The following is a 16,633-nucleotide window of genomic DNA, read 5'->3' on the forward strand; positions in this document are numbered from 1 at the left end:
CCGCTAGGGTGGCAACCGCCGTGCGGCGACGTCCCATCCCGGTCGCTGCGCTCGTCTTCCGCGATCGCGGATCCCGAACGACCTACCTGGCCGCAGAGCGGCCGCACGACAAGGAGCACCCATGCGCCGTCTCACGTTCGCCCTCGCGGCAGCCACCCTGGCCGTCGCCACCCTCGCCGGATGCGGGGGGAGCGGCAACAGCAGCGACTCCTACTGCGACGCCGTGAAGTCGGCCGGCAAGAAGCTCAGCAGCATGGATGCGGAGTCCGACATCGACGCCGCGGTCGACAGCCTCAAGAAGGTCCGCGACGAGGCCTCGGGCGAGACCAAGGAGAACTGGGACACCCTGATCTCGTCGTTCGAGTCGATGCAGAGCGGCAACGTCGAGGACGTCGACGCCGATGCCGTCGAGAAGGCCGGCAAGGCGCTCGACAAGCAGGTCAAGGACGACTGCGACATCAACATGGACGAGCTCGGCAACTGATCCTGGCGACCTCGGGTCGGCCCTCTCTGCCGGGGGAGGGCCGTCCTGCCGCCCTGCCCTGGGCGTCGCCTCCCCACCGCCTTCTCCTTCGCGGTGATCCGGGCTAAGGTGCTGCATCCGAGACGCATCTCGGATTGACACTCTGAGTCCGGTCTTTGAGGGAGGACTCCGGATGCCCCGTCGTACGCTGCGTTCCGCCGCGGCCGCCCCCGCCGCCGTCCTGCTCGTCCTGACCGCAGGCTGCACCGGAGGCGGTGACCGAGAGCAGGAGATGCCGGAGGCGGCGGGCGCCTCGGCCACCACCACGGCCACCACCACGGCGGCCGCGCCGACGGGGACGCCGACGGCGACGCCCGCCCCGGTCTCGTCGCCGTACTGCGACGCCGTCGTCGCCCACCGCGACCGGCTGGCGGCACTCGGGCGCGACGCCTTCCTCACCGACGCCGGCCTGCGGGAGACCGTGGCCGCCGTCGACGCTGCCCGCGCCCACGCACCGCGTCGCGTCTCGGCGCAGTGGGACGAGCTGCGGACCAGCCTCGTCGACCTCCGTCGAGGGGTCGCGAGCGCGGGGCTGAGGCTCGAGGACCTGGCCGACGCGGACGTCACCTCGAGCCTCTCCCCGGAGCAGCGCGTCGCTCTGCGCAGGACCGTCCGGAGCCAGCGGCGGGTCCCCGAGGCGCGCGCGACGGTGGTCGCCCAGGTGCGGCGCGCGTGCCGCGTCGACCTCTCCGCGCCGTGAGCCGGGACGCCTACTAGGCTGTCGGCGACCCGCGCCGAGCCGGTGACTTCGTGTTGCCGCTGCGCGGAAGCCCTCGCTAAGTTCTCTGAATCGACCCGACCCGTACGAGGTGACCCACGTTGGCTCTTCCTCCGCTCACCCCTGAGCAGCGCCAGGCCGCGCTGGAGAAGGCGGCGGCCGCGCGCCGTGAGCGCGCCGAGATCAAGAACCGTCTCAAGCACTCCGGTGCGTCGCTGTCGGAGGTCCTGGAGGAGGGCCAGACGAACGACGTGGTGGGCAAGATGAAGGTCTACGACCTCCTGCAGTCGATGCCCGGCCTCGGCAAGGTGCGTGCCCGCCAGATGATGGAGCGGATCGGCATCGCGGAGTCGCGGCGCGTCCGCGGCCTCGGCGTCAAGCAGATCGCGGCGCTGGAGCACGAGTTCGCCAACCGTGGCTGACGCGGCGAGCCCCGCCCACGGACCGGCTCCTCGCCGGCTCGTCGTGCTCGCGGGGCCGACCGCCGTCGGCAAGGGCACGGTCGCCGCGTGCGTGCGTGCCGAGCACCCCGAGATCTGGATCTCGGTGTCGGCGACGACCCGTGCTCCGCGCCCGGGCGAGGTCGACGGCGTGCACTACCACTTCGTGAGCCACGACGACTTCGACCGCCTCGTTACCGAGGGGCAGATGCTCGAGTGGGCGGTCGTGCACGGCGCCAACCGCTACGGGACGCCCCGCGGCCCGGTCGACGAGCACCTGGCCGCCGGGACGCCCGCGCTTCTCGAGATCGACCTGCAGGGCGCGCGCCAGGTCCGCGAGGCGATGCCCGAGGCGTTGTTCGTCTTCCTGAAGCCCCCGTCGTGGGACGAGCTCGTCAACCGGCTCGTCGGCCGCGGCACCGAGGGCGAGGCCGAGCGCGAGCGCCGGCTGGAGACCGCGAAGGTCGAGCTCGCGGCGGAGGAGGAGTTCGACGTGACGATCGTCAACGCCGACGTCCGCCAGGCGTGTGCCGAGTTGGTAGCATTGATCGAGAATCCCCCCGACATCGTTCGGGGAACACCCACGACTGTTTTGTGAGGCCACCACGTGTCCGGCACCCAGGCTGCCCCTGAAGGCATCACCTACCCGCCCATCGACGACCTGCTCGGCAAGGTCGGCTCGAAGTACGAGCTCGTCCTGGTGAGCGCCAAGCGCGCCCGTCAGATCAACGCGTACTACGCCCAGCTCGGCGAGGGCCTCCTCGAGTACGTCGGCCCCCTTCTCGACACCCACGTCCAGGAGAAGCCGCTCTCCATCGCGCTGCGCGAGATCGACGGCGGGCTGCTGCAGACCGAGCCCGAGCCTGCGGCCGACGCCGAGGAGCAGGACGCCGCGCAGGCCTGACCTGCTGACGGCGTCACGAGCCCGATGAGCACGGTCGTCCTCGGCGTAGGCGGCGGAATCGCCGCCTACAAGGCCGCCGAGATCCTCCGCCGCTTCAGCGAGTCCGGCCACCGCGTCCGCGTGGTGCCGACCGCGGCGGCGCTGAAGTTCGTCGGCGCCCCCACATGGGAGGCGCTGTCCGGACAGCCGGTGAGCACCGACGTGTTCACGTCGGTCCCCGAGGTCCCGCACGTCGCGATCGGGCAGGGTGCCGACCTCGTCGTGGTCGCGCCGGCCACCGCCGACCTCCTTGCGAAGGCCGCGCACGGCCTGGCCGACGACCTGCTGACCAACACGCTGCTCACCGCGCGCTGCCCGGTCGTGATGGCGCCGGCGATGCACACCGAGATGTGGGAGCACCCGGCCACGCAGGCCAACGTGGCGACGCTGCGGTCGCGCGGCGTCGTGGTCCTCGAGCCCGCGGTCGGCCGGCTGACCGGCAAGGACAGCGGCAAGGGGCGTCTGCCCGAGCCCGCCGACGTCGTGGAGGCGGCGCTCGCGGTCCTCGAGCGTGGCGAGACGACACCGGCGGACCTGGCCGACGTCCGCGTGCTGGTGAGCGCCGGCGGCACCCGCGAGTACCTCGATCCTGTTCGCTACCTCGGCAACCGCTCCTCGGGCCGCCAGGGGATGGCGATCGCGCAGGCCGCCGTCGCCCGCGGTGCGAAGGTGACCCTGGTCGCGGCGAACGTGTCGGTCCCGGTGCCGGCCGGCGTCGACGTCGTCCGTGTCGAGACCACCGCCGAGCTGCACGACGCGATGCTCGAGCGCGCAGGGTCGGCCGACGTGGTGGTGATGGCCGCCGCGCCCGCCGACTTCCGTCCCGCCTCGGTCGCGACGGCCAAGATCAAGAAGGACGACGCAGGGTCGGTGCCCGACATCACGCTCGTCCAGAACCCCGACATCCTCCGCGACCTCGTGCAGGAGCGCGGCGACTCCGCCTCGCCCGTGATCGTCGGTTTCGCCGCCGAGACCGGCGACGCGACCGCCGGGGTGCTCGAGCATGCCCGCGCCAAGCTCGCCCGCAAGGGCTGCGACTACCTCGTGGTCAACGACGTCAGCGAGGGCAAGGCTTTTGATCGCCCTGAGAACGAGGTCGTCGTCCTCGGCCGCGACGGGAGCGCCACCGAGATCCCGTTCGGGCCCAAGATCACGGTCGCCCACGCCATCTGGGACACCGTGGGCCAACGCGCGGACAAGGGCTGATCCGCGTGCCCGCTGCGGTATAGGCTTGATCGACTCGCCAACCGGCTGCTGAAAGGAACCCTTGTGAGCCGCCTGTTCACCTCTGAGTCCGTGACCGAGGGTCACCCGGACAAGATCGCCGACCAGATCAGCGACAGCGTGCTCGACGCGCTCCTCGCGCAGGACCCGCAGTCGCGTGTCGCCTGCGAGACGTTCGTGACGACGGGCCTGGTCCTCGTCGGTGGCGAGGTGACGACGAAGGCGTACGCCGACATCGCCCGCATCGCACGCGACCGCGTCCTCGAGATCGGCTACGACTCCTCGACCAAGGGTTTCGACGGTGCGTCCTGCGGCGTCACCGTGACCATCGGTCAGCAGTCGCCCGACATCGCGCAGGGCGTCGACAAGGCCTACGAGGAGCGTGCCGAGGGCTCGGCCGACCCGCTCGACCTCCAGGGCGCCGGCGACCAGGGCCTGATGTTCGGCTACGCGAGCGACGAGACGCCCGAGCTGATGCCGCTGCCGATCACGATCGCGCACCGCCTCGCCGAGCGCCTGACCGCGGTCCGCAAGGACGGTACGGTTCCCTACCTGCGTCCTGACGGCAAGACCCAGGTGACGATCGAGTACGACGACGACCACCGCCCGGTCCGCGTCGACACCGTCGTGGTCTCGACGCAGCACGCCGCCGACATCGACCTCGACGCGATGCTGACGCCCGACATCAAGAAGCACGTCGTGGACGCGGTCCTCGACGGCTTCGACATCGACCACGCCGACTACCGTCTGCTGGTCAACCCGACGGGTCGCTTCGAGATCGGCGGACCGATGGGCGACGCCGGACTCACCGGCCGCAAGATCATCATCGACACCTACGGCGGCATGGCCCGTCACGGCGGTGGCGCCTTCTCCGGCAAGGATCCGAGCAAGGTCGACCGCTCGGCCGCGTACGCGATGCGCTGGGTCGCCAAGAACATCGTGGCCGCCGGCCTCGCCAAGCGGGTCGAGTGCCAGGTCGCGTACGCGATCGGCAAGGCGCACCCGGTCGGCTTCTACATCGACACGTTCGGCACGGAGACCGTCCGGCTCGAGCGCATCGTGGCGGCCGTCGACGAGGTCTTCGACCTGCGTCCGGCGGCGATCGTGCGCGACCTCGACCTGAAGCGCCCGATCTACGCCAAGACCGCGGCCTACGGGCACTTCGGCCGCGAGCTGCCCGAGTTCACCTGGGAGGCGACGACGCGGGCGGAGGCCCTGCGCGCCGCCGCGGGAGTCTGACGCTGCTGCGACGTCCCCAGGCGCAGGCGCCCGACCTGGTCGCGGGCGCTGCCTGGGGACGAGCACGCACGACGTCCGTCCTGCTTGGTAGAACTACCTGGTGACGGACACCCACGACGCACAGCCGGCGCTGGTGCAGGTGGCCATCCCTGAGACGGGAGAGCCTGCACCGGCGCCGTCTGCGTCCCCGGCGCCCGACGGTGACCCGCGCTTCGTCGGTGCGGCCGAGCGCCTGCCGATTGCTCGGGTGGTCGCGGACGTGAGCCTCGCGCACCTCGACCGCCCGTTCGACTACCTCGTGCCGGCCGACCTCGACGAGGACGCCGTGCCGGGGTGCCGGGTCACCGTGCGCTTCGCGGGCAAGCAGGTCGGCGGCTTCGTCCTGGAGCGGGCGGCCACGACCGAGCACACCGGCCGGCTCGGGAGGCTCGGCCGTGTGCTGTCGCGCGAGGTGGTCCTGCGCCCGGACGTCGTGCGGCTGTGCCGCGAGGTCGCCGACCGCTACGCGGGCGTCTTCGCCGACGTCGTCCGGCTCGCCGTCCCGCCGCGGCACGCCCGCACCGAGAAGAAGCCGCCCCGAGAGGTCGCCACCGACCCCCTCGGCCCGGCCGCCGACGACGCGTGGACGGCGTACGACGGGGGTGTCGACTTCGTCCGCGCGATCGCCGAGGGCGGTGGTCCCCGCGCCGTGTGGAGCGCCGTGCCGCCGGAGCCGCCCGAGCGGGCGCTCGCCCAGGCGGTCGATGCCACGCTGCGTTCGGGTCGCGGGGCCGTCGTGTGCCTTCCCGACGTGTCCGACGTGGCGCGCGCCGACGCGGTCTTCACCGAGGTCCTCGGCGAGGGCAGACACGTGGTCCTCACCGCCGATCTCGGCCCGTCCGCCCGCTACGCCGCCTTCCTGGCGCTCGCGCGGGGTCAGGTCCGCGCCGTCGTCGGCACGCGCGCGGCCGCGTTCGCCCCGGTCCACGACCTCGGGCTGGTCGCGGTGTGGGACGACGGCGACGACCTGCTCGCCGAGCCTCGAGCCCCGTACCCGCACGCCCGGGAGGTCCTTCTCACCCGGGCGTGGGACGCCGGGTGCGCGGTGCTGGTCGGCGGCTACGCGCGCACGGCCGAGGCGCAGCAGCTCGTCGACTCGGGCTGGTGCCGTTCGCTCACCGCGACGATGACCGTGCGCCGCGCGCGCTGGCCCCGGATCTCCGTCGACGCCGGCGCGGGCGCGCTCCAGGCCGCGCGCATCCCGGGTGCGGCCTTCGGTGCGGTGCGGTCCGGTCTCGCGGTCGGGCCCGTGCTCGTCCAGGTGCCGCGGGCCGGCTACCGTGCGGCGCTCGCCTGCCAGGACTGCCGTACGCCCGCCCGCTGCCCGCACTGCACGGGGCCGCTGAGCCAGGACCGTCCCGGAGACGATCCACGGTGCCGGTGGTGCGGAAGGACAGCCGCGGACTGGGCGTGCCCGGAGTGCGGGGGCCGGCGGCTGCGCGCTCCGGTGTCGGGGGAGCGACGGACGGCCGAGGAGCTCGGGCGCGCGTTCCCGGGAGTGCGGGTGCGCAGCTCGGTCGGCGACGCGGTCCTGCGCTCCGTCCCGGACGAGCCCGCGATCGTCGTCGCGACGCCCGGGGCCGAGCCGCGGGCCGAGGGCGGTTACGCGGCTGCGCTGCTCCTGGACACTGGCGTGGCGCTGTCCCGACCCGACCTGCGCACGCACGAGGAGTCGCTGCGCCGGTGGCTCAACGCCGCGGCGCTCGTGCGGCCGGCTGCGGACGGGGGCCAGGTCGTCGCGGTCGGCGATCCCGGGCTGCCGGTGCTGCAAGCCCTGGTGCGTGCCGACCCGGTCGGGCACGCCGAGCGCGAGCTGGTCGCCCGACGCGACACCCGGCTGCCGCCCGCGGTGCGCCTGGCCGCGATCGAGGGCGAGCTCCCCGCCCTGCGCGCGCTCGCGAACGGTCCCTGGCCGCAGCCTGCCCAGGTCCTCGGTCCGGTCGAGCTGCGCCCTGCCGACGAGGACGAGGAGCACCCGTGGGGGCGCCTCATCGTCGCCGTGCCCCGCCCCGAGGGTGCTGCCCTGGCGCGACGGCTCCAGGTGGCGCAGTCGGAGCGGTCCGTGCGCAAGCTGCGCCCCTACCGGGTCGCGATCGATCCGCAGTCGCTCGGCTGAGCGCCCGGCAGCGCCGCCCGGTTCACGCGTAGTCGGCGACCACCCGGCGGCCGACACCGTCCACCGTCAGGGTGCCGCCGTACGGGAGGATCCACTGCGGCCGCGTGTGCCCGAAGGGGATGCCCACCACGACGACCGCGTCCGGGTTGTACGCGGCGATCGTCGCGACGGCGACGTCTCGCTGCGCCTCGCGGAGCCGACGCCGCTCGTCGGCCGGCGGGCGTACCTCGAGGTCGGACGTCGGCGGTCGTCCCACCAGCACCGCGTCGACCGCGGCGAGGAGGCCGCGCTCGCCCATCGACCGGAGGATGCGTCCGACAGCCTGGGCCGACGGCAGCTCCTCGGAGGTCTCGACGAGCAGGACGCCGCCGTCGAGCACGGCGGGCGAGAGCGGGAAGCGGTCGGCGGTGAGGATCCACTCGAGCACCTCGAGGCATCCGCCCCACGTGCGTCCCGACACCGTCCGCCCCGGCCCGTGCCACGTCCACGGCTCGGTTGCCTCGCGCTCGCCGTACGACGTGAGGGCGGCGGGGTCGTCCCATGGTCGCCCGGTGTCCTCGGACTCGCCCGGCTCGCTGAGCTCGATCGTCCCGCCGGAGAGCAGGGCTGCGCGCAGCGAGGCGGCGTGCACCGCGTCCGGGCCCGGTCCGGCGCCGAGATGGACCTGGGTCGATCCGCCGTAGAACCCGGCGACCCCGTTCACCCACAGCCAGTTCAAGACGTTCGTGTTGTCGCTGTGGCCGACGAACGGCTTCGGGTCGGCCCGGACCAGCGCCGGGTCGAGGTGGCGTACGACGGTGATCTGGTCGTCACCGCCGATCGTCGCGAGCACGGCACGGATCTCCGGGTCCGCGAACGCCGCGTTGAGGTCGTGCGCACGTGCCTCGGGAGAGGAGTCGGCTCGCGTGGTCGGGTACTCGACCGGCTCGAGGCCGGTCAGCTCCCGCAGCCGGACCATGGCCTGCTCGTGGATCGCGGGGAAGTGCGCCGGCGCCGCCCACGACGGGGACAGGACGGCGACCTTGTCACCCTGCCGGGGCTTCGGGGGACGGACGATCGTGTGCGTCGGGTGGTCCATGACGCCACCCCATCACCCCCGGCGCGGGAGAGCGAGCGGGTTTCGCCGCGGAGCCGCCCCCTACGCTGGGTGCCGTGAGACTCGTCTTCGCCGGGACCCCCGAGGTCGCGCTGCCCGCACTGGATGCCCTCGTCGACAGCGACCACGAGGTCGTCGCCGTCGTCACCCGCCCGGACGCCCGCGCCGGCCGCGGCCGTGCGCTGCGCCCCTCGCCGGTGGCCGAGCGGGCGCTCGAGCTCGGCCTCGAGGTGCTGCGGCCCCCGCGCCCGAGCGATCCCGACTTCGTCGCGCGGCTGCGCGAGATCGCCCCGGACTGCGCTCCGGTGGTCGCGTACGGCGGGCTGATCCCGGCCGACGTGCTGGCGATCCCGCGGCTCGGCTGGGTCAACCTGCACTTCTCCGTCCTGCCGGCCTGGCGCGGCGCCGCGCCGGTGCAGCACGCGCTCATCGCGGGCGACGAGGTCACCGGCGCGTCGGTGTTCTCGCTGGTCCCCGAGCTCGACGCGGGACCGGTGTTCGGGTTGCTGACCGAGCGGATCCGGCCCGACGACACGGCAGGCACGCTGCTGGCGCGGCTCGCCGACGTGGGGTCCGGCCTGCTGGTCGACGTGATCGACCACCTCGCGCTCGGTGACATCGAGGCACGGACCCAGCCCGAGGACGGGCTCTCCTTCGCGCCGAAGCTCACCACCGAGGACGCCCACATCGACTGGACGGCTCCGGCGTTCGGCGTCGACCGCCGCATCCGCGGCTGCACGCCGGCTCCCGGGGCGTGGACGACGTACGAGGGGGAGCGGCTCAAGGTCGGCCCGGTCACGGTGCTCGACGGCGCGGGCGGGCTCGCGCCCGGGGAGCTGGGCGTGAGCAAGAACGAGGTACGCGTCGGGACCGGCACCGCCGACGTGCTCCTCGGCGACGTGCAGCCGCACGGCAAGAAGCCGATGGCCGCCGCCGACTGGGCCCGTGGGGTCCGTCCTGAGTCGGGGAAGCGCCTTGGCTGAGCGGCGCGACCGCCCGCAGACGCGGCAGCGCGTCGACCCCACGCGCCGGGTCGCGTGGGAGGTGCTGCGTGCCGTGGACGAGAAGGACGCCTACGTCAACCTGCTGCTGCCCGGCCTGCTGCGCGAGAACGGCATCGCCGGGCGGGACGCGGCGTTCACGACCGAGCTGACCCACGGCACGATCCGGCGCTCGCGCACCTACGACGCCGTGCTGGACACCCTCGCGCCGAAGGGGATCGACGCGCCGGTACGCGACGTCCTCCGTCTCGGCGCGCACCAGCTGCTCGCGATGCGGGTGCCGAGCCACGCGGCGGTGTCGACCAGCGTCGACCTGACGCGCGCCGTCGTCGGCCACCGCCCCGCGTCGTTCGTCAACGCGGTGCTGCGCCGCGTCGCCGACGCGGACCTCGACACGTGGGTCTCACGGGTCGCCCCGGCGTACGACGAGGACCCGATCGGCCACCTCGCGGTCGTGCACGCCCACCCCCGCTGGGTGGTGGAGGCGTTCCGCGACGCGCTGGGGGAGGCCGCGGACGCCGAGCTGCCGGCCCTGCTGGCGGCCGACAACGCGCCGCCGCAGGTGACGCTGGTCGCCCGTCCCGGGCTGGCCGAGGCGCACGACCTCGACGGGCTCGACGGCGAGGCGGGGGAGTGGTCGCCGTACGCGTTCCGGCTCGCCGGAGGTGATCCCGGTGCGGTGCCTGCCGTGCGGGCCGGCCGCGTCGGTGTCCAGGACGAGGGGTCGCAGCTGGTCGCGATCGCTGGTGCGTCGGCGGCTCTCGACGGGCCGGACGAGGACTGGCTGGACCTGTGCGCCGGTCCGGGAGGCAAGGCGGCGCTGCTCGGGGCGCTCGCGCAGGGGCGCGGGGCACGGCTGCTCGCCAACGAGGTGACGCCGCACCGGGCCGAGCTCGTCCGCTCGGCGGTGCGGCTGCTCGACAACACCGACGTGTCGGTCGAGGACGGGCGCACGCTCGAGACCGGGACCGCGTACGACCGCGTCGTCGTCGATGCTCCGTGCACCGGGCTCGGCGCGCTGCGCCGGCGACCGGAGGCGCGGTGGCGACGGCAGCCGTCCGACCTGGAGGGGCTGACCGTGCTGCAGCGCGAGCTCCTCGACCACGCCCTCGACCTGGCGCGGGTCGGGGGAGTCGTGACGTACGCGACGTGCTCGCCGCACCTGCAGGAGACACGTGACGTCGTGGAGGCTGTCGTGGGGTCGCGCGACGACGTCGAGGTCGTGGACGCGACCGCGGTGCTCGCGGGCGTCCCCCACCTCGAGCGCTCCGCGCCGTACGTGCAGCTGTGGCCGCACCTGCACGGGACGGATGGGATGTTCGTCGCCGCGGTGCGGCGCGTCAGGTAGGGCCGCGGTGCGGCGCGTCAGGTAGGGCCGCGGTACGGCGCGTCAGGTAGAGCCGCCGTCAGAGGACGTGGCCGCCGTTGACCGTGATCTGCTGCCCCGTCACGAAGCCCCCGGCGTCGGAGACGAGGTGCGCCACCATCGCCGCGACGTCGTCGGGGGTGCCCATCCGTCCCATCGGGACCTCCGCCTCGTACGCCGCGGTGTCGGCGCCGGCGTGCCGCTCGACGGGGATCCATCCCGGCTGCACGAGGTTCACGGTGACGCCGTACGGGCCGAGCTCCTTGGCCCAGACCTTCGTGAGGCCGACCTGGGCGGTCTTCGCCGCCACGTACGCCGACGCCCGCGGCAGCGCCCGCGCGGTCATGTCGGACCCGATGAGCACCACGCGGCCGCCGCCCGCCGCGCGCATCGCGGGGAGCGCGGCCTGGACGAGCAGCGTCGGGCTCTTCACGAAGAACTCGAGCTGGTCCAGGTGGTCCCGCCACGTGAGCTCCTCGACGCCCGCCGGGGGCTGCGGCCCGGTCGCGTTGGCGACGACGGCGGTCACCGGTCCGAGACGGTCCTCGATCGCGGCGAACATCCCGGTCACCGCGTCCTCGTCGACCACGTCGGCGCCGAACGCCTCGGCGACCCCTCCGGCCGCGCGGATCTCCTCGACGACGGCCTCGGCGGCGTCCCGCCCCGAGCGGTAGTTGACCGCCACCGGCCGGCCGTCGGCCGCCAGGCGACGTGCGATGAAGGCACCGAGGCCACGCGAGGCCCCGGTCACGACGGCGGCACCCGTGGGACTCACGTGACCAGCGTATCGGCGTACCCGGCTAGCCTGGCGCCCATGGGCCTGCGCATCTCGCCGAGCATCCTCTCCGCCGACTTCGCCAACCTCGAGCGCGAGGTGACGCGGATCGCCAACGCCGACTGGCTGCACGTCGACGTGATGGACAACCACTTCGTCCCCAACCTCACGCTGGGCCTCCCTGTCCTCGAGGCGATCGACAAGGTCACCGCCACGCCGATCGACGCCCACCTGATGATCGAGGACCCGGACCGCTGGGCGCCGGCGTACGCCGAGGCCGGTGCCCGCAGCGTGACCTTCCACGTCGAGGCGGCAGCGGCGCCCGTGCGGCTCGCCCGCGAGCTGCGCGCGAAGGACGCCCGCGCGTCGATGGCGCTGAAGCCGGCGACACCGATCGAGCCGTACGAGGATCTCCTCCCCGAGCTCGACATGGTCCTGCTGATGACGGTCGAGCCGGGCTTCGGCGGGCAGGCGTTCCTCGACATCATGCTGCCGAAGATCCGCCGGACGCGGGCGCTCCTCGACAAGCACGGCGGCGACATCTGGCTGCAGGTCGACGGCGGCGTCTCCGCGAGCACGATCGAGCGCTGTGCGGAGGCCGGCGCCGACACCTTCGTCGCGGGCTCCGCGGTGTTCGGCGCGGACGATCCCGCGGCCATGGTGGACCAGCTGCGCGACCAGGCTGCGGCGGCCACGCACCGGGAGGCCTGACGCCCGCGTCGTCCCACAGGACGGACCCCGACCCGCGCTGCTCGCCCACGCTCGTACACTGGGCTCAAGAGCATTGCGTGCTCCGGGGTCGGTGCAATTCCGAGCCGGCGGTGACAGTCCGCGACCCAGAAGCCTTCGGGTGACTGGTTGACCTGGTGGAACTCCAGGACCGACGGTGAAAGTCCGGATGGGAGGATCGCGCAAACACCTCTGCCGTGGGACGACGCCGTCCGTCGCGGTGGGGGCGTTCGTCTCGTCGACCCCGGAGCCCGCGTCATGACGACGGAAGGGCGGTCCGGTGGCCGATCACCACGAGCTGGCGGCGATGCGCCGCGCGCTCGACGCCGCGCGCGAGGCGGTCGCGAACGCGCTGCCCAACCCGCGGGTCGGCTGCGTGCTGCTCGACCCGCAAGGCACGGTCGTCGCGGTGGGAGCCCATCGCGGCCCGGGTACGCCGCACGCCGAGGTCGACGCGCTGACCCGCGCAGGCGCCGCCGCGCGGGGCGCCACCGCGGTCGTGACCCTCGAGCCGTGCAACCACACCGGCCGTACGGGTCCGTGCTCGGAGGCGCTGATCGCTGCCGGGGTCACCCGGGTCGTGTACGCGGCCGACGACCCGAACCCGCTCGCCGCGGGCGGTGCCGCGCGGCTGCGTACGGCGGGGGTCGACGTCGAGGGCGGCGTGCTCGCCGACGAGGCGGAGCGGGTGAACGTCGCGTGGACCCACGCCGTACGCACCGGACGCCCCTACGTCACGTGGAAGCTCGCGGCGACGCTGGACGGCCGCAGCGCCGCCGCCGACGGGTCGAGCCGCTGGATCACCGGCCCCGACGCACGCCTCGACGTCCAGCGCCTGCGCAGCGCCTGCGACGCGATCCTCGTCGGCACCGGCACCGTGGTCGCCGACGACCCGCGGCTCACGCTGCGCGACGACGAGGACGCCCCTCTCCCGTACGAGGTGCAGCCCACCCGCGTCGTGATGGGGGAGCGCGCGATCGCACCGGACGCCCGGGTACGCGACGACGAGGCGCCGTTCCTGCACCTGGCGACCCGTGACGTCGACGTCGCCCTCGCCACGCTGGCCGAGCGCGAGATCCGCCATGTCTGGCTCGAGGGCGGTCCGCGTCTCGCGGGCGCATTCCTCGCCGCCGGTCGGGTCGACGAGGTCGTGGCGTACCTCGCGCCGGCCCTGCTCGGTGCCGGGGCCACCGCCCTGAGCGGGACGGGCATCGAGACCATCGCCGACACCCTCCGGCTCGACCTCGTCGACGTCACCCGGATCGGCCCCGACGTGCGGCTGACCGCCCATCCCCGGAGGGCCGTACCCACCAGGAAGGAAGGCTCCTGATGTTCACCGGAATCGTGGAGGAGCTCGGCAGCATCGCCGGCATCGAGGAGCAGGACGACGCGATCCGGCTCACGGTGCGCGGCCCGCTGGTCGTCTCCGACGCCGGGCACGGCGACTCGATCGCCGTCAACGGCTGCTGCCTGACCGTCACCGACCACGACGCGGAGACGTTCACCGTCGACGTGATGAAGGAGTCGCTCGACAAGACCTCCCTCGGCGCACTCGCGGTCGGGGACCCGGTCAACCTCGAGCGCGCGATGCGGGCCGACGGCCGGTTCGGCGGACACGTGGTCCAGGGCCACGTCGACGGCACCGGCACGATCTCCGCCCGCACACCGAGCGAGCACTGGGAGGTCGTCTCCGTCGCGTACCCGTCCGAGCTCGGACGCTACCTCGTCGCGAAGGGTTCGATCACGGTCGACGGCACGTCGCTCACGGTCGTCGACGTGGACGACGAGACCTTCACCGTCTCGCTGATCCCGACCACGCTCGCCGCAACCACGCTCGGCACGAAGCAGCCCGGCGACCCCGTGAACCTCGAGGTCGACGTGCTCGCGAAGTACGTCGAGAAGATGCTCGCCTCGGGCGGAGGCGAGCGCGCATGAGTCTCCTCGCCGACCTGTACGACGCCCATCTGACGATCGGCGGGCACGCGATCGCGTGGCGCGAGATCGTCGGCAACGGCTTCGGGCTCGCGTCCGCCATCGGCGGCATGCGGCGCAAGGTGTGGGCGTGGCCGGTCGGCATCGTCGGCAACGTGCTGCTGTTCACGGTCTTCGTCGGCACCGCTCTCGGCGGCCAGGGTGCGCCGCTGTTCGGGCAGGCGGCACGGCAGGTGTTCTTCATCGCGGTGTCGGTGTACGGCTGGTACCGCTGGCGCAGCACGCGCAGCGCACCGGACGCACCCGCCGTCGTCCCGCGCTGGGCGACGCACCGCGAGCGCGCGGCGTACCTCGTCGCCGGCCTCGTCGGCGTCGTCTTCTGCGCGTGGCTCTTCACGCAGGTGGGCGCGGGATGGCCGGCTCCGGACTGGTACTACGTCGCCGACGCGTGGATCTTCGTCGGCTCCATCCTCGCGACCTTCGCGATGGCGCGCGGGTGGGTCGACTTCTGGCTCGTGTGGATCGCCGTCGACCTCGTCGGCGTCCCCGAGCTCATCTACTTCAAGTACTACCCCTCGGCGGCGCTGTACGCGGTCTACGCGGGCTTCGTCGTCTGGGGCTTTGTGGTGTGGCTGCGTGCGGCTCGCGACGAGGCACCGAGGGTGGACCGACAGGAGACGGAGGCAGTGGCATGAGCGACCAGAGGCTCGAGACCGACCCGTACGACGAGCTGGGCGCCGTACGCCTGGACACCGTGGAGCGGGCCATCGCCGACATCGCGGCCGGCAAGGCGGTCGTGGTCGTCGACGACCCGGGGCGCGAGAACGAGGGAGACCTGATCTTCGCCGCGAGCAAGGCGACGCCGGAGCTGATGGGGCTGATGGTCCGCTACTCCAGCGGCTACGTCTGCGCGCCCGTGACGGGGGAGATCCTCGACCGGCTCGGCATCGCCTTGATGACCCCGCACAACCGCGACCGGCTCAAGACGGCGTACACGATCTCCGTCGACGCCCGCGACGGCGTGACCACCGGCATCTCGGCGGCCGACCGTGCCCACACGGTCCGCGTGCTCGCCGACTCGGCGACGGAGCCGCGCGAGCTCGTGCAGCCCGGGCACATCCTCCCGCTGCGCGCGAAGCCCGGCGGCGTGCTGGCGCGTCCGGGGCACACCGAGGCCGCGGTGGACCTGACCCGCCTCGCGGGTCTCACGCCCGCCGGCGTCATCGGCGAGCTCATCAACGACGACGGCAGCCTGATGCGGGCGCCGCGCCTGCGCGAGTTCGCCGACGAGCACGACCTCGCGATGATCTCGATCGAGGACCTCATCACCTATCGACGTCGCCACGAGTCGCAGATGGCGCGCGAGGTCGAGACGCGTCTGCCGACCGAGTTCGGCACGTTCACCGCGTACGGCTACCGCAACGTGGTCGACGGCAACGAGCAGGTCGCCCTCGTGCACGGCGACCTCGGCGACGGCACGGACGTCCTGGTCCGGGTGCACTCCGAGTGCCTGACCGGGGACGTGCTCGGATCGCAGCGCTGCGACTGCGGCCCGCAGCTGCAGGCGTCGATGGCCGCGGTGACCGAGCACGGTGCCGGCGTCATCGTCTACCTGCGCGGGCACGAGGGCCGCGGGATCGGGCTCCTCGCCAAGCTGCAGGCGTACGCGCTGCAGGACGCCGGCCGCGACACCGTCGACGCCAACCTCGCGCTGGGACTGCCGATCGACGCCCGGCACTACGCCGACGGGGCGCAGATCCTGCGGGACCTCGGCATCACGTCGGTGCGCCTGCTCACCAACAACCCGGACAAGGTCGAGGCGCTCGAGCGCTTCGGGATCTCGGTCGCCGAGCGCGTCGCGCTGGCGATCACCCCGACCGATGACAACCTGCGCTACCTGCAGACCAAGGCCGAGCGGATGGGTCACCACCTGCCGGACCTGGTCGAGATCGAGGAGATGGCTGTGGAGACGAAGCCCGAGCAGACGACGACGGTGCACGCCAAGGAGGGCGCACGATGAGCGGACAGGGGTCCCCGGACCTGGCGAGCACCGACGGACGTGACCTGAAGGTCGCGATCGTCGCCTCGTCGTGGCACACCGTCGTGATGGACGGCCTCATCGGCGGGACGACCAAGGCGCTCGCCGAGATGGGCTGCCCCGAGCCGACGCTCGTCCGCGTGCCCGGGTCGTTCGAGCTGCCGCCGGTCGTGCAGGCGTACGCCCGCAGCGGGTACGACGCCGTCGTCGCGCTCGGCGTCGTGATCCGTGGCGGCACGCCGCACTTCGAGTACGTGTGCCAGGCCGCGACCGACGGACTGTCGCGGGTCGCGCTCGAGACCGGCGTCCCGGTCGGCTTCGGACTGCTGACCTGCGACGACGAGGACCAGGCACTGGACCGGGCGGGGCTCGCCGACAGCCGTGAGGACAAGGGGCGTGAGGCGGCACAGGCAGCCGTCGCGACGGCTCGCGTCCTCGCCTCGGTACGCTAGGC

The 16,633-nt window shown here is 73.4% G+C and carries 18 protein-coding genes and 1 riboswitch; of the genes, 16 read left to right on the forward strand and 2 right to left on the reverse strand.

Annotated elements, in window-relative coordinates; all coding sequences use genetic code 11:
• The first annotated feature begins 121 nt into the window (after positions 1-121).
• The 8 genes from ACQSSQ_RS09075 (at position 122) to ACQSSQ_RS09110 (ending at position 7,242) form a co-directional block, all read left to right on the forward strand.
• Complete coding sequence (locus ACQSSQ_RS09075) at positions 122-484, forward strand: hypothetical protein (protein WP_431326706.1); 363 nt, start codon at positions 122-124, stop codon at positions 482-484.
• Positions 485-656: 172 nt separating this feature from the next.
• Positions 657-1,223 (forward strand): hypothetical protein, encoded by a 567-nt coding sequence (locus tag ACQSSQ_RS09080; protein ID WP_431326707.1) that lies wholly within the window; start codon positions 657-659, stop codon positions 1,221-1,223.
• Positions 1,224-1,342: 119 nt separating this feature from the next.
• On the forward strand, positions 1,343-1,663 hold the full coding sequence (mihF, locus tag ACQSSQ_RS09085) for an integration host factor, actinobacterial type (RefSeq protein WP_431326708.1): 321 nt from the start codon (positions 1,343-1,345) through the stop codon (positions 1,661-1,663).
• Positions 1,656-2,279 (forward strand): guanylate kinase, encoded by a 624-nt coding sequence (gene gmk / locus ACQSSQ_RS09090; protein WP_431326709.1) that lies wholly within the window; start codon positions 1,656-1,658, stop codon positions 2,277-2,279. The genes mihF and gmk overlap by 8 nt, the downstream gene beginning before the upstream one ends.
• Positions 2,280-2,288: 9 nt before the next feature.
• The gene (gene rpoZ / locus ACQSSQ_RS09095; RefSeq protein ID WP_431326710.1) at positions 2,289-2,585 is read left to right on the forward strand and encodes a DNA-directed RNA polymerase subunit omega; all 297 of its coding nucleotides are present in this window, start codon (positions 2,289-2,291) and stop codon (positions 2,583-2,585) included.
• A 24-nt stretch (positions 2,586-2,609) separates the two neighbouring features.
• Positions 2,610-3,830 (forward strand): bifunctional phosphopantothenoylcysteine decarboxylase/phosphopantothenate--cysteine ligase CoaBC, encoded by a 1,221-nt coding sequence (coaBC, locus tag ACQSSQ_RS09100; protein WP_431326711.1) that lies wholly within the window; start codon positions 2,610-2,612, stop codon positions 3,828-3,830.
• Between the two features lie 63 nt (positions 3,831-3,893).
• Complete coding sequence (gene metK, locus ACQSSQ_RS09105; RefSeq protein ID WP_431326712.1) at positions 3,894-5,087, forward strand: methionine adenosyltransferase; 1,194 nt, start codon at positions 3,894-3,896, stop codon at positions 5,085-5,087.
• Between the two features lie 100 nt (positions 5,088-5,187).
• Positions 5,188-7,242, forward strand: a complete 2,055-nt coding sequence (locus ACQSSQ_RS09110) for a primosomal protein N' (RefSeq protein WP_431326713.1) — start codon at positions 5,188-5,190, stop codon at positions 7,240-7,242.
• Positions 7,243-7,264: 22 nt separating this feature from the next.
• Here ACQSSQ_RS09110 and ACQSSQ_RS09115 read toward each other — a convergent pair whose 3' ends face one another.
• The gene (locus ACQSSQ_RS09115) at positions 7,265-8,320 is read right to left on the reverse strand and encodes a S66 family peptidase (protein ID WP_431326714.1); all 1,056 of its coding nucleotides are present in this window, start codon (positions 8,318-8,320) and stop codon (positions 7,265-7,267) included.
• Positions 8,321-8,394: 74 nt separating this feature from the next.
• Between ACQSSQ_RS09115 and fmt the strand changes: the two genes are divergently transcribed.
• Both fmt and ACQSSQ_RS09125 read left to right on the forward strand, forming a co-directional pair.
• Complete coding sequence (gene fmt / locus ACQSSQ_RS09120) at positions 8,395-9,321, forward strand: methionyl-tRNA formyltransferase (RefSeq protein ID WP_431326715.1); 927 nt, start codon at positions 8,395-8,397, stop codon at positions 9,319-9,321.
• Positions 9,314-10,687, forward strand: a complete 1,374-nt coding sequence (locus ACQSSQ_RS09125) for an RsmB/NOP family class I SAM-dependent RNA methyltransferase (protein ID WP_431326716.1) — start codon at positions 9,314-9,316, stop codon at positions 10,685-10,687. Before fmt ends, ACQSSQ_RS09125 begins: the two co-directional genes overlap by 8 nt.
• Before the next feature lie 58 nt (positions 10,688-10,745).
• On the opposite strand, the gene ACQSSQ_RS09130 is transcribed toward ACQSSQ_RS09125, so the two are convergent.
• Positions 10,746-11,480 (reverse strand): SDR family oxidoreductase, encoded by a 735-nt coding sequence (locus tag ACQSSQ_RS09130; protein WP_431326717.1) that lies wholly within the window; start codon positions 11,478-11,480, stop codon positions 10,746-10,748.
• Positions 11,481-11,519: 39 nt separating this feature from the next.
• Here ACQSSQ_RS09130 and rpe point away from each other — a divergent pair, with 39 nt between their 5' ends.
• From rpe to ribH, 6 genes are all read left to right on the forward strand, one after another.
• Entirely contained in the window at positions 11,520-12,191 is a 672-nt protein-coding gene (gene rpe, locus ACQSSQ_RS09135) for a ribulose-phosphate 3-epimerase (protein ID WP_431326718.1), read from the forward strand.
• Between the two features lie 74 nt (positions 12,192-12,265).
• A riboswitch (FMN riboswitch) is annotated at positions 12,266-12,394 on the forward strand.
• A 122-nt stretch (positions 12,395-12,516) separates the two neighbouring features.
• A complete protein-coding gene (gene ribD, locus ACQSSQ_RS09140; RefSeq protein WP_431326795.1) occupies positions 12,517-13,539 on the forward strand; it encodes a bifunctional diaminohydroxyphosphoribosylaminopyrimidine deaminase/5-amino-6-(5-phosphoribosylamino)uracil reductase RibD in 1,023 nt (340 codons plus the stop codon).
• Entirely contained in the window at positions 13,539-14,144 is a 606-nt protein-coding gene (locus ACQSSQ_RS09145; RefSeq protein WP_431326719.1) for a riboflavin synthase, read from the forward strand. Before ribD ends, ACQSSQ_RS09145 begins: the two co-directional genes overlap by 1 nt.
• On the forward strand, positions 14,141-14,836 hold the full coding sequence (pnuC, locus tag ACQSSQ_RS09150) for a nicotinamide riboside transporter PnuC (RefSeq protein ID WP_431326720.1): 696 nt from the start codon (positions 14,141-14,143) through the stop codon (positions 14,834-14,836). Before ACQSSQ_RS09145 ends, pnuC begins: the two co-directional genes overlap by 4 nt.
• Positions 14,833-16,161: a bifunctional 3,4-dihydroxy-2-butanone-4-phosphate synthase/GTP cyclohydrolase II gene (locus tag ACQSSQ_RS09155; protein ID WP_431326721.1), complete on the forward strand. Its 1,329-nt coding sequence runs from the start codon at positions 14,833-14,835 to the stop codon at positions 16,159-16,161. The genes pnuC and ACQSSQ_RS09155 overlap by 4 nt, the downstream gene beginning before the upstream one ends.
• A complete protein-coding gene (gene ribH / locus ACQSSQ_RS09160) occupies positions 16,158-16,631 on the forward strand; it encodes a 6,7-dimethyl-8-ribityllumazine synthase (RefSeq protein WP_431326722.1) in 474 nt (157 codons plus the stop codon). Before ACQSSQ_RS09155 ends, ribH begins: the two co-directional genes overlap by 4 nt.
• Positions 16,632-16,633: the final 2 nt, after the last annotated feature.

The sequence above is a fragment of the Mumia spirodelae genome, from assembly GCF_050632745.1.
GTDB lineage: Bacteria > Actinomycetota > Actinomycetes > Propionibacteriales > Nocardioidaceae > Mumia.